Annotated in this window: 15 protein-coding genes; 12 read left to right on the forward strand and 3 right to left on the reverse strand. The window is 48.6% G+C overall.

The window, feature by feature from the left end; genetic code table 11:
- The first annotated feature begins 30 nt into the window (after positions 1-30).
- From WBG78_RS16010 to WBG78_RS16050, 9 genes are all read left to right on the forward strand, one after another.
- Positions 31-432, forward strand: a complete 402-nt coding sequence (locus WBG78_RS16010; protein WP_337327459.1) for a DUF1761 domain-containing protein — start codon at positions 31-33, stop codon at positions 430-432.
- Positions 433-497: 65 nt separating this feature from the next.
- A complete protein-coding gene (gene ypfJ / locus WBG78_RS16015; RefSeq protein ID WP_337327460.1) occupies positions 498-1346 on the forward strand; it encodes a KPN_02809 family neutral zinc metallopeptidase in 849 nt (282 codons plus the stop codon).
- 123 nt (positions 1347-1469) lie between these two features.
- Positions 1470-1967 carry an NADH-quinone oxidoreductase subunit A gene (locus WBG78_RS16020; protein WP_337327461.1) on the forward strand — a complete coding sequence of 166 codons (498 nt, stop codon included), beginning with the start codon at positions 1470-1472 and terminating at the stop codon, positions 1965-1967.
- 6 nt (positions 1968-1973) lie between these two features.
- Entirely contained in the window at positions 1974-2507 is a 534-nt protein-coding gene (gene nuoB, locus WBG78_RS16025; protein ID WP_337327462.1) for an NADH-quinone oxidoreductase subunit NuoB, read from the forward strand.
- Complete coding sequence (locus WBG78_RS16030) at positions 2494-2976, forward strand: NADH-quinone oxidoreductase subunit C (RefSeq protein WP_337327463.1); 483 nt, start codon at positions 2494-2496, stop codon at positions 2974-2976. Before nuoB ends, WBG78_RS16030 begins: the two co-directional genes overlap by 14 nt.
- 2 nt (positions 2977-2978) lie before the next feature.
- The gene (locus WBG78_RS16035) at positions 2979-4199 is read left to right on the forward strand and encodes an NADH-quinone oxidoreductase subunit D (protein ID WP_337327464.1); all 1221 of its coding nucleotides are present in this window, start codon (positions 2979-2981) and stop codon (positions 4197-4199) included.
- 4 nt (positions 4200-4203) lie between these two features.
- Entirely contained in the window at positions 4204-5703 is a 1500-nt protein-coding gene (locus tag WBG78_RS16040; protein ID WP_337327465.1) for an NAD(P)H-hydrate dehydratase, read from the forward strand.
- A 202-nt stretch (positions 5704-5905) separates the two neighbouring features.
- Positions 5906-6265 carry a T9SS type A sorting domain-containing protein gene (locus WBG78_RS16045; protein ID WP_337327466.1) on the forward strand — a complete coding sequence of 120 codons (360 nt, stop codon included), beginning with the start codon at positions 5906-5908 and terminating at the stop codon, positions 6263-6265.
- Between the two features lie 138 nt (positions 6266-6403).
- A complete protein-coding gene (locus tag WBG78_RS16050) occupies positions 6404-6580 on the forward strand; it encodes a hypothetical protein (RefSeq protein WP_337327467.1) in 177 nt (58 codons plus the stop codon).
- A gap of 81 nt (positions 6581-6661) precedes the next feature.
- On the opposite strand, the gene WBG78_RS16055 is transcribed toward WBG78_RS16050, so the two are convergent.
- Positions 6662-7225 carry a methyltransferase family protein gene (locus tag WBG78_RS16055; RefSeq protein ID WP_337327468.1) on the reverse strand — a complete coding sequence of 188 codons (564 nt, stop codon included), beginning with the start codon at positions 7223-7225 and terminating at the stop codon, positions 6662-6664.
- 227 nt (positions 7226-7452) lie between these two features.
- Between WBG78_RS16055 and WBG78_RS16060 the strand changes: the two genes are divergently transcribed.
- Complete coding sequence (locus WBG78_RS16060; RefSeq protein ID WP_337327469.1) at positions 7453-9840, forward strand: ABC transporter permease; 2388 nt, start codon at positions 7453-7455, stop codon at positions 9838-9840.
- Positions 9841-9943: 103 nt separating this feature from the next.
- Here the strand turns inward: WBG78_RS16060 and WBG78_RS16065 are convergent, their stop codons facing one another.
- The gene (locus tag WBG78_RS16065) at positions 9944-10975 is read right to left on the reverse strand and encodes a threonine aldolase family protein (protein ID WP_337327470.1); all 1032 of its coding nucleotides are present in this window, start codon (positions 10973-10975) and stop codon (positions 9944-9946) included.
- Positions 10976-10984: 9 nt separating this feature from the next.
- Positions 10985-12421 (reverse strand): asparagine--tRNA ligase, encoded by a 1437-nt coding sequence (asnS, locus tag WBG78_RS16070; RefSeq protein WP_337327471.1) that lies wholly within the window; start codon positions 12419-12421, stop codon positions 10985-10987.
- A gap of 340 nt (positions 12422-12761) precedes the next feature.
- On the opposite strand from asnS, the gene rpoN reads away from it, so the two are divergent.
- Entirely contained in the window at positions 12762-14225 is a 1464-nt protein-coding gene (gene rpoN / locus WBG78_RS16075; RefSeq protein ID WP_337327472.1) for an RNA polymerase factor sigma-54, read from the forward strand.
- Positions 14226-14229: 4 nt separating this feature from the next.
- Complete coding sequence (locus WBG78_RS16080) at positions 14230-14850, forward strand: phosphatase PAP2 family protein (protein ID WP_337327473.1); 621 nt, start codon at positions 14230-14232, stop codon at positions 14848-14850.
- Positions 14851-15213: the final 363 nt, after the last annotated feature.

The raw sequence follows: 15213 nt of genomic DNA on the forward strand, positions 1-15213 counted from the left end.
AAAAACACCCAATAAACTAACTTCACTATTATGAATGCGCCTTTTAACATCTGGGCGGTGCTCGTAGCAGCACTCTCTACATTTCTCATTGGCGGACTTTGGTATTCTCCTGCACTATTTGGTAAGGCATGGATGCGAGAAAATGGCTTCACGGAAGAAAGTATGAAAGGTGCAAACATGGCTAAAATATTCGGCCTCGCCTTTCTGCTGGGCATCATTGCGGCGATCAACCTGGCGATGTTCATGGGTCCGGAAAACAACCCTGCGATGGGGGCGATGTGGGGGTTTCTCGCCGGCTTCGGCTGGGTCGCAACTTTTGTCGGAACGCACTACCTGTTTGAGCGCAGATCGATGAGACTTTTTCTGATCAATGCAGGTTATAGCGTGATCGCCCTAACTATTATGGGCGTCATCCTGGCAGCCTGGAAATAACCGCCGCGCTTATTCCTTCTGTGGAACGTGTTTTGTATTTTCCTCCTCAAATAAAAGACATTCATATGCAATGGAGAGGACGAAGACAAAGCACAAATGTCGATGACCAGCGCGGTCGTGGTGGCGTAGGACCCATGGCTTTCAAAGGTGGCATCGGCACGATAGCAATAGTTCTTGTGATCAGCCTGATTACAGGCGAGAACCCGCTGAGGCTGTTATCACAGATGCAGACACAGGAACCCGCGACTGAACAAAGCGCTCCGTATCAGGCGAGCCCGGAAGAGCAGGAGCTGGCGCAATTTGTTACTGTTGTGCTCGGCAGCACCGAGGACGTTTGGCATAAATTAATAAGTGACTATCGCGAGCCAACACTCACAATGTTTACAGAAGCAGTCAACTCCGGTTGTGGACAGGCGACATCATCGGTGGGGCCTTTCTACTGCAGTCAGGACGAACGCCTCTATATTGACCTGAGCTTTTATGATGAGTTGAAGAATCGTTTCGGTGCTCCGGGCGACTTTGCACAGGCTTATGTTATTGCGCATGAAGTCGGGCATCACGTTCAACACCTCATGGGCATCACTGACAAGGTACACGCACAGCGCGAACGACTCAGTGAAGCAGAATACAACAGACTATCCGTTCGACTGGAACTGCAGGCCGACTTCCTGGCCGGCGTTTGGGCACATCACGCGGATGCAATGGACAAAATTCTGGACCCAGGAGACATCGACGAAGCGTTGAATGCTGCCAGTGCCATCGGTGATGATCGATTGCAGAAGCAGGCACAGGGTCAGGTTGTTCCCGATTCATTTACCCACGGAACATCAGAACAACGAATGCGTTGGTTTAAAAAGGGCTTCGAGACCGGCGACGTCGATCAGGGCGACACCTTTAATACCACAAACTTATAAATACCAACTGCATAAAGGTTTGTAGAATCCAATTCCACCTTAACCCAACAATTCCCCAATCCCTGGTTGTAAATCTCCAAATCCCAATATCACAAAATCTCCAAATGAATCTATCTTTGTCGGATGGACAAAGGATTATACCTTTCGGGATTCGGTGAAGCATTGATCTTTATCATCGTCGGGGCGTTGTTCGTTTCCGTGACGATGCTCGTGTCTCGGTTTCTGCGGCCAGATCGCCCCAATCCTGAAAAGCTTTCTACTTACGAGAGCGGAGAGGAAGCCATCGGAAGTGCCTGGGTTCAGTTCAATTTTCGCTTTTACGTCGTAGCACTGATATTTCTCCTATTCGAAGTCGAGATTGTCTTTCTGTTCCCCTGGACTACCGTGTATGCAGATCCCTTACTTCAGGAGGCAGCCCCTCAGTGGGGATGGCTGGCCATGGGAGAGATGGTTGTTTTTATTGCCATTCTGGCGTTAGGCCTTGCCTATGCCTGGCGCAATGGTTTTCTCACCTGGGACAAGCCCAACCCGACGCCTACCCGGCACCAGTCAAATGTGCCCACCGCGTTATACGATGCGATAAACGATAAGTATAAGCGGAGCGCCGACTCAAAAAAATGATTCATTATGGGATTGCTGGATAAAAGATTTGAAAACGGAGGGATCATTGTGACGCGTCTGGATGATGTGTTGAACTGGTCACGCCTGTCATCGATGTTCCCTATGACATTCGGAATCGCGTGTTGCGCGATTGAGTTTATGAGTACAGGTACAACCGTGTACGACATGGACCGATTGGGAATATTGCCGCGTTCAAGTCCACGTCAGGCGGATGTGATGATCATTGCAGGCACTGTCACATTTAAAATGGCAGACCGTATACGAAGATTGTATGAGCAAATGGCCGAACCCCGTTACGTGATCTCTATGGGTTCGTGCTCCAATTGCGGAGGTCCCTATTGGCAGCATGGCTACCATGTGGTCAAAGGAGTTGATCGAATCATTCCCGTCGACGTGTATGTGCCCGGATGTCCTCCGCGCCCGGAAGCATTGATTGGTGGTTTCTTAAAACTACAGGAGAAGATACGGAGCGAAAGTCTTGTCGCTCCCAAAGCGATCGAGAGGTTACTCAAAGAATCCGAAACGCATGCAGCCGTTTGAAGAAATACTGGCACTTGTAAAGAAGCAATGCACGCATAGCGATGCCGTTGCCGATGAAGCGGCGACTCCAAAAGCAATTCGCGTACACGCTGACGACCTGCTTCCTGTTATGCAGGAGCTGTTGAATCATTCGTCGCTTTACTTCGACATGCTCTCTTGTATAACGGGCATTGACAATGGCCCTGGACACGACATGGAGGTTGCCTATAACCTCTACTCCATTCCATTCGGTCATCAGTTGATGATTAAGGTGAAATTGAATCGCGATAATCCTGCAATAGAATCATTGAATCATTTCTGGCGCTCAGCAAACTGGCTTGAACGCGAGATCTTCGACATGTACGGTATCGTATTTCTGAATCATCCGGACCTGCGCAGAATATTAATGCCGGCAGATTGGGAGGGTCATCCTCTCCGAAAAGATTACAAGCACCAGGAATATTACCGCGATATAAAAGTTGAGTATTGATTATGGCAGAGAACACCGTTCAATACAAATATAAGCCGGGTAATCTGCTCGCCTCTGCACCAAACAAATTGCGTCCGGAGTTGCTGCGCTCAGAGGAGATGATCATCAACCTCGGTCCTCAGCATCCATCAACGCATGGTGTTTTGAGGCTGGAATTGTTGATGGAGGGTGAGATTGTAAAAGAGGTTGTTCCTCACATCGGATACCTGCATCGTTGCTTTGAGAAACACGCCGAGAACCTTCCCTATAATCAGGTGATACCATTTGTCGACCGGCTGGACTATGTTGCCGCGATGAACAATGAGCATGTTTATGCGATGGGTGTTGAACGAATGCTGGGGATCGATCAGCAAATACCCAAGCGCGTCGAATATGTCCGGGTGTTGGTTGCTGAACTCAATCGTATCGCCTCACACTTCATCGCTGTAGGTACTTACGGCATGGACATTGGCGCATTCACGCCGTTCTTCTGGATCATGCGGGACAGAGAACACATTCTTCGTTTGCTTGAATGGGCGTCGGGTTCGCGCCTGTTGTATAACTACATTTGGATTGGCGGACTTTTTTATGATCTGCCCGTTGGGTTCGAGGAGCGTTGTGCCGAGTTCGTGCAATACATTAAACCTAAGATGGAGGAATTGGAAACAGTGCTCCTCAGGAATGAAATTTTCATCAGACGAACGGCTAATGTTGGTGTATTGTCGCGCGATCTGGCCATCAACTGTGGTGTAACCGGTCCGATGCTGCGGGCCTCCGGGCTGCGCTTTGATCTTAGGCGCGTTGATGGATACTCCATTTATCCGGAGCTCGACTTCGATATTCCTATCGGACGAGGTGAGGTGGGAACGCTGGGTGACTGCTGGGACCGCACTTATGTTCGCGTCCAGGAAATATATGAGTCTTTAAAGATCATCTCGCAGTGTCTCGATAAACTCAACGGTGAGCATAAGCGCACGCGTGACTTTGATCCGCAGGCATTGCTGCCAAAGAAGATAAGACCAAAGGCACAGGACTTTTATGTGCGTGCTGAGATTCCTAAAGGTGAGTTGGGATTCTTTTTCAGAGCTGATGGTAAAAGCGACGTTCCATTCCGTTGCAAATGTCGTTCATGCAGCTTTGTGAATCTGTCTGTATTGCCCGAACTGGCGAAGGGAATACTCATTGCGGATCTTATCGCCATCATCGGATCGATCGACGTGGTTATGGGCGAGGTCGACAGATGATGCTATGAAGATTTTATCAGCCAGTCAGATTCGCGAACTCGATGCCTATACGATAGCGCAAACTCCGATAGCATCCATCGATCTCATGGAGCGCGCCTGTCGCGCATTTTCCGGTTGGTTTGTTTCTCATTTCCAGGGACGTGAACGTGTTCACGTCGTGTGTGGTACTGGTAACAATGGCGGCGATGGTATGGGTGTGGCCCGCATGCTTCGGGAACAGGGCTACGAACCGACGTGCTGGGTGGTGAAATCCGGAATGTCAGTTACAAATGATTTTTCTGTTAACCTTGAGCGGGCTAAAACTGCCGGAGTAAGGATCTTTGAAATCGAGGCGGCTGCCGGGGGCATACTTGCCGAATGTGATGTAATCATCGACGCACTTTTTGGTTCAGGGCTTTCGCGTCCTGCCGAAGGGTTGTATGCATGGGTGATCGAAGAGATGAATCGCTCCGACGCATATCGGGTGGCGATCGACATACCGTCCGGCCTTCGGGTCGATGCCGCTTCATCAGGACCTATAGTGGTCGCTGATTATACTATCTCATTTCAATTGCCCAAGCTGGCGTTCATGATGTCGCAAAACGGTAAATATGTTGGCGACTGGAAGCTTGTCGACATCGGACTGCACCGGGAGTTTATAAAAAATGCAGACAGCGGATTTCATTATACGCGTGAGAAAGTCATACGCCGGAATCTCCAGGACCGGAACCGGTTCGACCATAAGGGCACCTATGGACATGCATTATTGATTGCTGGCAGTCTTGGAAAGATTGGAGCAGCTGTTCTTGCTTCACGGGCGGCGCTGCGTGCAGGGTTAGGGTTGCTAACCGTCCATGTTCCCCGCTGCGGGAACGTTATACTTCAATCTTCGGTACCGGAAGCGATGGTCAGCCTCGATCGCGACGAGGAGATGTTTACAGCCCCTCCCGCGATGGAGGCTTACTCCTCTGTGGGTATTGGTCCGGGGCTCGGCAGAAGCAGTGAGTCTGTACATGCACTGGAATTTGTTCTAAGGCATTACCGGCATCCGATGGTAATTGACGCCGATGCGCTCAATATTTTGTCTGAACAGAAGGAGCTCATGAGTTTGATTCCGGAGGGAAGTATTCTCACTCCCCATCCTAGGGAGTTCGAGCGGCTCGCCGGCAAGACCACAGACGACTTTGCCCGTCTGGAAGCACTTCGGGAACTCGCCAAACGGACGCGTTGTGTAGTGGTGCTAAAAGGCGCTTATACTGCCATTGCCGAACCAGGTGGACAAGTTCACTTTAATAGTACCGGCAATCCGGGTATGGCCACCGGCGGCACCGGCGACACTTTGACAGGCATCATCACAGGCCTCCTGGCCCAGAAATATTCTTCACTGGATGCAGCAAGGATTGGCGTCTTTGTCCACGGTCTGTCCGGCGACCTGGTCGCGCGTGAGCTCGGAATGACCAGCCTCATCGCTTCCGATCTTACCGAATTCCTGCCGTCGGCGTTCCTGAAACTTCACCGCAAGTAGACTTGCGATTCCGTTAAACATGACTCATTTGTCATTTCAATCGTTGAATTGACAGACTTTGCTGGTTAGACAAACTTTTTTCGTCCTCTTTTTAAACCTTTTGGGCGATTCCTTCATCTAAATGGTATACTAAGCGGCAAAACGTCGGGAGGCTTAAAACTCTGGTGCGAAAGTTGTCGTATATTATACATAAGAAACGCGAATGAAAAGACTGTACTCCCTCATATTGATATTGACTCTGGCGGTTAGCGCCTATGCTCAGGGCCCGGGCGGGTCCGTCTATGAGCAGGGCGGCGGAAAGGCGGAGACCGTAAAGACGGTAAATCTTTACCCCAACCCGACCACAGAATTTGTACATGTACGCCTTGAAACCATGAACATCGACCATGTCAAGGTTTCCATGCATAACATCATCGGAAACGAACTTCCCATCGAAACGGAAAAGGTAGATGATCACGAATTGCGGATTCGCGTGAAGGATTTCGATTCTGGCTACTACCTTTTGGCTCTTCGCGATGAACAGTCGAACTTCAGAGGCACTTACAAATTCCTGAAGAGATAAGAGTCAAATTGAGATTCAAGAATAGAGAATTTGCAGGCCCTTTGGGGCCTTTTTTTATGATTGCTATTTTGCACGGACGCCAGCCACTTAGTGTTTACACGTCGCTGTGATGTCCGTTCAATTGCTTAGATTAACGATATGGAATATCTGACACTGGTGATTGGAATACTTTTTACGCTCGTCTTCGTGTGGTTACTCGTTCGAAACAGTAAACGATCAGGATTTATTCATGCCTGGCTTCGGATTGAGACACTTGCCGGTGTGATAGCCGGGACCTATTTGGTCATTAGCTCATTTGCGGCCATCATTCAATAGACCGCCGTTTACAAATATTGTGCTGTCCGGTATTTGCCAAACTTCAGGATTTAATATTCAACTTGACCTTCCTCCAAATTACTAGAGCACAAATGGGATGAACATTTTGCTTTTGCTTTTATAAATAGGGTAATCGATAGGATACCGCGCCTTCAGCGCGCGTTCCTCCATGAATGCACTATACAGGAAGTACAAAGTCCAGGTAATGTACCACAGGCTCCATAAAGCGCTGGCAGCTAACATTGAGCCAATCATTGCAAGACTTAATCCCGCGTATATAGGGTGCCTGACTAAATGGTACGGCCCGGAGGTAACAAGTTCCGTATTTTCCGTCTGAGTCATTGGCATAGCCCAGCTGTTTCCCAAGTGAAGCCGGGCCCAGATGGCAAATGAAATCCCAGAGATGCAGAGCGAGACACTGATCCATTGTAAATACGTGTCATTCGGGAATACATATACAGTGCTCAGTATTCTCAGGTCGTCGACGAGGAAACAAAGTGGGAAGACTATTGCAAGAAAGAAGCGAAACCATCGCCCGGCCTTTCCAGCCGTTTTCCTGGTTGTTGCTGAACTCGTGGCACCTGTGATCAACCAGATGACTACAACTGCGGTCCAGCAAATTCCGATGACAGTGTTGGCAAACATATTCCGAATTGTATTTCTGAATCTAACGGCGAAACCCTCATCTACGCGATCCTTTCAATCACCAATACCCTGTAATGATTAGTCGGGCCTGAATGTAAAACATTACACCTACACTTTTTCAAATTCCGTCAAAGCAGGGCAGCATTCGAATTTTCTTTATGCCGAAAGGTTAAGACAAAACTATTTCCCGCCGGACGTCATCACATCAGTATCTTTACTTACCTCTCATGCTAAAGAACTACATCATTATCGGATGGCGCAACCTCGTGCGCGCCTTTGGCTTTTCAGCAATCAACGTCTTTGGACTTTCTGTCGGAATGTGTGTGGCCATGCTCATCGGGCTATGGGTTTACGACGAGCTCAGCTTCAATGAATCATTTCCCAATCATGACAGAATTACTCAGGTGTATCACAATATCACACTTGGCGAAGATCAATTTGCGACCAGCGGGGTGGGATATCCTTATGGCGGTGCGCTGAAATCAACCTATGCAGAAATAGAGGATGTATGCACGTCATCTGGTGAAGGCGATCACATCCTCGCGTTGGACGATGTTAAAATGACTGAGAAGGGACTGTTCGTGGACCCGTCGTTTCTGAAGATCTTCTCTGTGAAATTACTGGAAGGCTCTGCTGATGCACTCAACAAGGTGCACTCTATCGTGTTGTCAAAATCTCTTGCACGAAAGCTGTTCAGCGATCAGTCGGTTGTGGGCAAGATGCTGAAGTTTGACAACCAGGAACAACTCATGGTGAATGGTGTATTCGAAGACTTTCCGCCGAACTCTCAATTCGCTGCTGTTCATCTGTTGGTGCCTATCGAATATATGTTTGCAGCAAACCCGGGTGACTGGAAGAGCCGCGATAGTTGGGAGAGCTACGCGTTTGATTGTTACGCGCTGCTTAAACCCGGTACTTCTGCCCCACAACTAAGCAGCAAGTTAGAGCAACTGCTTCTTGAGAAGTCTTCAAAGGAAGGGAAGGCCATGAATCCGGAAGGTTTTTTGTTCGCCATGAACGATTGGCATCTGAACGTATACTTTAACGACGGATCCGGCGATCCTCCCCGCATGCAGTATGTTTGGATGTTCGGAACCATAGGCGTATTCGTTCTCGCGCTGGCCTGCATTAATTTTATGAACCTTAGTACGGCGCGCAGTGAAATGCGTTCCAAAGAGGTAGGAGTGAGGAAAGTGATGGGCTCTGCCCGCCGGCAATTGATTCGTCAGTTCCTCAGCGAGTCATTGATGATTGTAATGATTGGCGCTTTCATCGCACTGATCATTGCCTGGCTGGCTCTTCCTGTTTTTAATGATGTGATTGGTAAGCAAATTGGATTGCCGTGGAACAAACCCATGTTCTACGTTGGCATATTTTCGTTTGTATTACTCACAGCACTTCTCGCGGGAAGTTATCCTGCGTTGTATTTGTCCGCATTCAACCCTGTGCAGGTATTGAAAGGAACTTTCAAAGCAGGCAGGGCCGCAACACTTCCGCGCAAGGTAATGGTCGTATTTCAGTTCACTATTTCCATTCTGCTGATAATCGGGACCATCGTAGTGTTTCTCGAAATCCAGCATGCAAGGAACAGGGAGGTAGGATTCGATCGCGCGGGAATTATTCAAATGCAGGTGCTGACTAAGGACCTTGCCAATGCAGACTATAATGCCCTGAGAGCCGAACTCATTTCCTCCGGCGCTGTAGAAAATATGGCAAAGTCTGACTTCCCCATGACCGGTGCTGTGGCTGCCGATGCATCCTTAAGCTGGGAGGGAAAAGACCCGGACGTTCATCCATTGATTGCCTTAAATCACTGCAGCCATGACTTTCCGGCTACCAATGGATTTCAGTTTGTTGAAGGCCGTGACTTTTCCCACGATCTGGCTTCCGATTCATCTGCCATCATCATCAACGAGATGGCTGCAGAGTTGTTTGGCAGAGACAAAGCCATCGGGATGAAGATTAAATTCTTTTCCGGTAAGGAGCGCACTGTCGTTGGTATCATTAGAGATCAGATCCGCTGGACTCCATTCTCAAAGCAATCACCACATATATATTATGTCAGCTATGAAGGAATGGGGCATCTCACGATACGATTAAATCCCAATATGCCCACGGCGGAAGCATTGAAGAAAGTAGAAGAAGTCATTCACAGGCACGATCCGAACTCTCCCTTTGAGTACGAATTTCAGGACGAAAATTATGGAAAGATGTTTCGCGACGAAGAACGGATGGGAAAGCTGGCAGCTGTGTTTGCCGTGCTGGCGATAGCGATCAGTTGCATCGGCATGTTCGGGCTCGCGGCCTTTGCAGCAAGTCAGCGCATCAAAGAGATCGGCATTCGAAAAATACTCGGCGCTTCCGTGTTTAAGCTATGGGGTATGCTGTCACTGGATTTTGTGCTGCTAGTTCTTGTGGCGATGGTACTTGCCTTTCCAATTTCATATTACCTGATGGGCAGTTGGCTCGCCCAATTTGAATATCGCATAGACATAACGTGGGGCATATTTGCACTATCGGGAGTACTTGCCTTATTGATTACATTGCTAACGGTAAGCTACCAGGCGCTGAGAGCGGCAGGGGCGAATCCGGTCAATAGTCTACGAAACAATTAAGAATTAAGAATTAAGAGTTAAGAATTAGCCTCCACGACCTCCGGTCGTGCATGCAATCAGCCGCAAGGCTGGCTGCTAATTCTTAACTCTTAATTCTTAATTCTTAATTTTTCAGCTCCCCCATTCTCTTCCCAAACGCCTCCACATCTTCCTCGCTCGTTTCAAACGAACACATCAACCGTACTTCATTTGTGACATCGTTCCAGATGTAGAAGAAGCGCTCTTCCTGAAGGGGAGCAATTGTATTTACAGGCAGCATAGCAAACACGCCATTGGCGTCGACGCGTTGAGTGATGGTTCCGCCATTTTGTTTTATAACTTCTGCCAGTTTGCGGGCCATCTTGTTGGCGTGTGTCGCATTGCGTTTCCAGAGATCATTGCTTAGAAGGGCTTCGAACTGGGCTCCAATGAAGCGCATCTTGGAATGCAACTGCATGCCCTGTTTTCGGATATAGGAAAAGTCTTTCGCAAGATCCGGGTTAAAGAATACGACGGCCTCGCCGAACATCATCCCGTTCTTAGTACCTCCGAACGAAAGAACATCCACACCGGCGTCGCGGGTAAAGGAACGGAACTCTGCATTAAGACTCACAGCAGCATTGGAGATGCGTGAGCCATCCATGTGAAGATAAAGATTGTGTTTTTTGGCTACAGCACTTAAGGCCCGGACCTCGTCGGCAGTATATACAGTTCCGTATTCGCTCGACTGCGAAATAGAGATTACCTTGACCTGCGGATGATGCTGATCGCCGACGCGCTGGATGCGTGCTTCGATTTGCTCAGGAAGCAACTTGCAGTCTGGCGAATCGATCGTGATCAGCTTGCATCCCGTAAACTTTTCAGGAGCGGTTGATTCATCGACATTGATATGTGCCAGTGACGAACAGATGATCGAGTTGTACGACTTTGTTATTGCGCTTAGCCCAAGCGTGTTGGCAGCAGTACCATTGTAGACCAGGAATACCTCTGCGTCCTCGCCAAAGAACTGTTTGAATAAGCGAACAGCCCTTTCAGTATACGGATCAGCACCGTATGAGCCAGCGTGGTTTGCATTGGCGCGTATCAGCGCTTCCATCACTTCAGGGTGAACGCCTGCATAGTTATCGCTGGCAAAGGTCCTCTTTCCGGTAGCCATACGTTGCTTTTAAAATTCCGCGTTGCCCGGATAGCGGGGGTAGGGGATTACGTCGCGAATATTGGTCATACCGCTAACGAAAAGCATCAGTCGCTCGAAGCCGAGACCAAAGCCGGCGTGTGGAGCTGATCCAAACTTTCGAAGCTCAAGATACCACCACAGGTCTTTCTCAGGAAGTTTGAGTTCCTCAACCCGGCGCATCAGTCTGTCGTAGCGCTCTTCGCGCACCGAACCTCCAATGATCTCGCCGATACCGGGGAACAGCACGTCCATGGCGCCCACGGTCTTTCCATCGTCGTTCTGACGCATGTAGAAAGACTTGATTGCCGCAGGATAGTCGTAAAGAATTACCGGTTTCTTAAAGTGTTTTTCTACAAGATACCTTTCGTGCTCCGACTGAAGGTCGGTACCCCACGACTCTATGATATATTGAAACTTCTTCTTCTTGTTTGGGTTCGAGTTCCTGAGAATGTCAATCGCTTCCGTATAGGAGGTACGTTGGAAGTCGTTCTCGGTCACAAACTTCAACCGATCGATCAATCCCATCTCGGCACGTTTGTCCTGCGGCTTTGAGCTTTCTTCGTCTTGCGAGCGCTTGTTCAGAAACTCAAGATCTTCCTGGCAGTTGTCGAGCGCATAGCGCACCAGGTACTGCAAAAGTTCCTGGGCAAGCTGCATGTTGTCCTGCAGATCGTAGAATGCCATCTCCGGTTCAATCATCCAGAACTCGGCAAGGTGACGTGCAGTATTGGAGTTTTCAGCCCTGAATGTGGGACCGAACGTATAAATGTCTCCCAAAGCGAGCGCATAGGTCTCGCCTTCCAGCTGTCCCGATACCGTCAGGTTGGTTTCCCTTCCAAAGAAATCCTCCTTGTAATCAATACCGCCTTCCGTTGTGCGCGGCGGCTTGCCTGCATCCAGAGTGGTAACACGAAACATCGCGCCAGCACCCTCAGCATCTGACCCCGTGATCACGGGCGTATGTATGTAAAAGAATCCACGTTCGTTGAAGAATCTGTGGACTGCATACGCCATCGCATGACGCAGCCTCATCACTGCCCCGAAAGTATTTGTTCGCGATCTGAGGTGCGCGATCTCTCTTAGATACTCGAGGCTGGGACGGTTCTTCAGTTGAAGCGGATATTTTTCAGGATCGCAGTCGCCCAGAACATTGAGTTCCTTTACCATCAGGTCGAGCGACTGACCCTTACCTAACGACTTGTGTAGCTCGCCTTTAACTTCGATGCAGGCACCTACCGTCAGTCTCTTAATTGTTGCTTCACCGAGGGCATCGCGGTCTACAACGGCCTGAAGGTTCTTTATTGTAGAGCCGTCGTTTATTTCAATGAACTGGTTGTTTCTGAACGATCGAATCCAGCCGTGTACCGTCGCGGGCTGACCCGTCGGTTCGACCTGAAGCAATTCTTTTATTTTGGTACGTTTCATGTTATACTAAATATCAAGTATCCGCCTGAGCGGCTTATTATTTTATACTGTGCGCCCCATTATTCAAAGTGATCATGCTTACGGAATGCCCAACGGCTGGGTCATTGCGTTAGGTCTGCTTTTTGCAGATTGGCATTTTATGTCTGGTGATACATGGCCACAAGCGTCAACGCCCCGGCCAAAGGGTTCGCAAAAAACGAAAATCCGGCAGATTTTCATAGCCTCAGCTCCACTAATCGCGATTCATGGAATGATCGGCCCTGTAACTGCTTCCGGCACCCCCGGGTCACTTTATTTTATTAGATTTGATGTATTACATTTGGTATTTTAAGAGAGGAAGATGCAAAAGCTTGGTTTAAATCAGTCATTACAGCAAAAGCTTTCCCCGCAGCAGATACAGTTTATCAAGCTGCTGCAGGTTCCAACGGCTGAACTCGAGGGCAGAATCGAAGAGGAGCTGGAAGTAAATCCCGCCCTCGAAGAGGGCGAGGAACAGGAACAGGAAAAGCCGGAAGAGTCCAACACTGAATCCGAGACCGAAGAGTTTCAGGAGTCGTCCTCAAACGATGATATCGATATCAAAGATTATCTCCAGGACGAAGATTACAGTGGATACAAGATGCAGGGGGACGGCGATTCGGACGAAGACAATCGCGAAATGCCCATTCCCATGTCTTCATCGCTGCACGAACAGCTGATGGGTCAGCTGGATTTTCTCGGCCTTGATGATCAACAATATGCCATCGGAAAACAGCTGGTCGGCTCTATCGAAAGCGACGGATATATACGCAGAGAACTCGAGTCTATCGTAAACGACCTTGCGTTTGCTCAGGGCATAGAGACAACAGCAGATGAAGTCGAGCAGGTTCTGAAGATGATTCAAACTTTCGACCCTCCGGGGATTGCCGCACGCAATCTGCAAGAGTGCCTGTTGCTTCAACTCGATCGCATGGACAATGGACATGATATCGACGTGGCCGTGGCCAAGAAGATCATCTCAGAATGTTACGACGAGTTCACTAAGAAGCATTATCAGAAGATCCAAAAGAAGCTCGATACAGAAGACGAGGACTTCATACGCGATGCGATGGAAGTTATCGTGAAGTTGAATCCCAAGCCGGGTGGAGGAAGCACGCAAGCTGCGACCAAGAATCAATACATCATTCCCGACTATATTCTTACGAATAATAATGGAAAGCTTGAGCTCACTTTGAATAGCCGCAATGCTCCCGATCTGCGCATCAGCAGGTCGTACAGCGACATGTTCAAGGCCTATGAAAAGAGTAACAAGAAAGACAAGAAGCTTAAGGAGGCAGTAACTTTTGTGAAGCAAAAACTCGACGCGGCGAAATGGTTCATCGATGCCATCAAGCAACGTCAGCAAACACTCCTCAAAACGATGAACGCCATCATCGAATTCCAGTATGATTTCTTCCTGGAAGGTGATGAAACAAAGCTTCGTCCCATGATCCTTAAAGACATCGCCAGCATGATCAGCATGGACATCTCTACAGTGTCGCGTGTGGCCAGCAGCAAGGCGATTCAAACCGACTTCGGAATCTATCCGCTGAAATATTTCTTCTCAGAAGGTATTGCCACAGACTCCGGTGAGGAGGTGAGCAGTCGCGAGGTGAAACAAATTATCAAGGACATCATCGAAAGCGAAGACAAAGACAGACCCTACTCCGACGACAAGCTCGAGACAATACTTAACGAGAAGGGATATAACATTGCGCGCCGTACTGTCGCTAAGTATCGCGAGCAATTGAACATCCCGGTTGCCCGATTGAGAAAGGAGATGTGAGGTAATGACTTTGGCGAGAATTGTCTCCTGGGTATTTCATCCACTATTACTGGCGACGTACCTGTTCAGTCTGTTTACATTGTTGCTGCCGGCGGGATTGGATCCCATTAGCCAGGATGGTCAGCTGAAGTTTATCTTTCTGATATTTTGCGTCACGTTTGCCCTGCCCGCACTTAACATTTTCCTGTTCAAGGCCCTGGGAACGATCAGCTCTGTTACGCTTGAGTCGAGACGGGAAAGGATGATACCGTTTACCTTCGTGGCGATCCTTTACATTCTGATCACGTGGCTACTCTATTCGAGAACGCGCATCAGTATCAACGACAATCTCCTTAAGTTTCTTGTCATTATCGACGTCCTGGTCGTGATGGCCACGATCATTACATTTTTCTATAAGGTCAGCGTTCATGCCATGGCCGTGTGGGCATTCATTGGCATTCTGCTGCCATTGAACAAGATCTCAGAGGAAGGCAAGCTGTTCGGCCCTACTCTCATTGCAATACTGTTGGCAGGCGTAATCATGTCGGCACGCCTGCAACTCAATGCCCATACGCCGCGGGAGGTGATGGTAGGCGCAATTACAGGATTGCTGCTGAGCTTTGGCGGAATGATGGTGCTGTTTTGATACGTGCATTTGAACTCCGTAGGAATTTTTGATCAATAGAAAAAGGTGTGCATTTCAAATCCCGAGGGATTTTTGATCGTTAAAAGGGTGTTGTATTCAAATCCCGTAGGGTTTTCTGATCAATAGCAAAAGCGTTCGAATGATCCTCTGTGTCGAAGGAACGCGATGATATGAAATTCCGAATTGGATTCCGACGCTTTGTTTTCAAATTGATTTTGATCGTGCATTTCGTGCGATGATTGTTGGCACTTCGTTCTGATAATTGTGCTTCGCACGATTTCACTACACTTCACCTCGCGCGTGCTACAAATCGAAGGTCCCTTCGGGATCAAATACCCATTTTATTAATCTCTGTCATTTGCT

This window comes from Chryseolinea sp. T2 (genome assembly GCF_037203685.1).
Lineage (GTDB): Bacteria > Bacteroidota > Bacteroidia > Cytophagales > Cyclobacteriaceae > Chryseolinea.

Coding starts and splice junctions, on each gene's coding strand:
- WBG78_RS16010 (WP_337327459.1), top strand. CDS start 31: ATGAATGCGCCTTTTAACATCTGGGCGGTGCTCGTAGCAGCACTCTCT.
- asnS (WP_337327471.1), bottom strand. CDS start 12,421: ATGAAACGTACCAAAATAAAAGAATTGCTTCAGGTCGAACCGACGGGT.
- WBG78_RS16065 (WP_337327470.1), bottom strand. CDS start 10,975: ATGGCTACCGGAAAGAGGACCTTTGCCAGCGATAACTATGCAGGCGTT.
- WBG78_RS16030 (WP_337327463.1), top strand. CDS start 2,494: ATGCAGCCGTTTGAAGAAATACTGGCACTTGTAAAGAAGCAATGCACG.
- WBG78_RS16045 (WP_337327466.1), top strand. CDS start 5,906: ATGAAAAGACTGTACTCCCTCATATTGATATTGACTCTGGCGGTTAGC.
- WBG78_RS16060 (WP_337327469.1), top strand. CDS start 7,453: ATGCTAAAGAACTACATCATTATCGGATGGCGCAACCTCGTGCGCGCC.
- WBG78_RS16020 (WP_337327461.1), top strand. CDS start 1,470: ATGGACAAAGGATTATACCTTTCGGGATTCGGTGAAGCATTGATCTTT.
- WBG78_RS16055 (WP_337327468.1), bottom strand. CDS start 7,225: ATGTTTGCCAACACTGTCATCGGAATTTGCTGGACCGCAGTTGTAGTC.
- WBG78_RS16040 (WP_337327465.1), top strand. CDS start 4,204: ATGAAGATTTTATCAGCCAGTCAGATTCGCGAACTCGATGCCTATACG.
- WBG78_RS16050 (WP_337327467.1), top strand. CDS start 6,404: ATGGAATATCTGACACTGGTGATTGGAATACTTTTTACGCTCGTCTTC.
- WBG78_RS16080 (WP_337327473.1), top strand. CDS start 14,230: ATGACTTTGGCGAGAATTGTCTCCTGGGTATTTCATCCACTATTACTG.
- rpoN (WP_337327472.1), top strand. CDS start 12,762: ATGCAAAAGCTTGGTTTAAATCAGTCATTACAGCAAAAGCTTTCCCCG.
- nuoB (WP_337327462.1), top strand. CDS start 1,974: ATGGGATTGCTGGATAAAAGATTTGAAAACGGAGGGATCATTGTGACG.
- ypfJ (WP_337327460.1), top strand. CDS start 498: ATGCAATGGAGAGGACGAAGACAAAGCACAAATGTCGATGACCAGCGC.
- WBG78_RS16035 (WP_337327464.1), top strand. CDS start 2,979: ATGGCAGAGAACACCGTTCAATACAAATATAAGCCGGGTAATCTGCTC.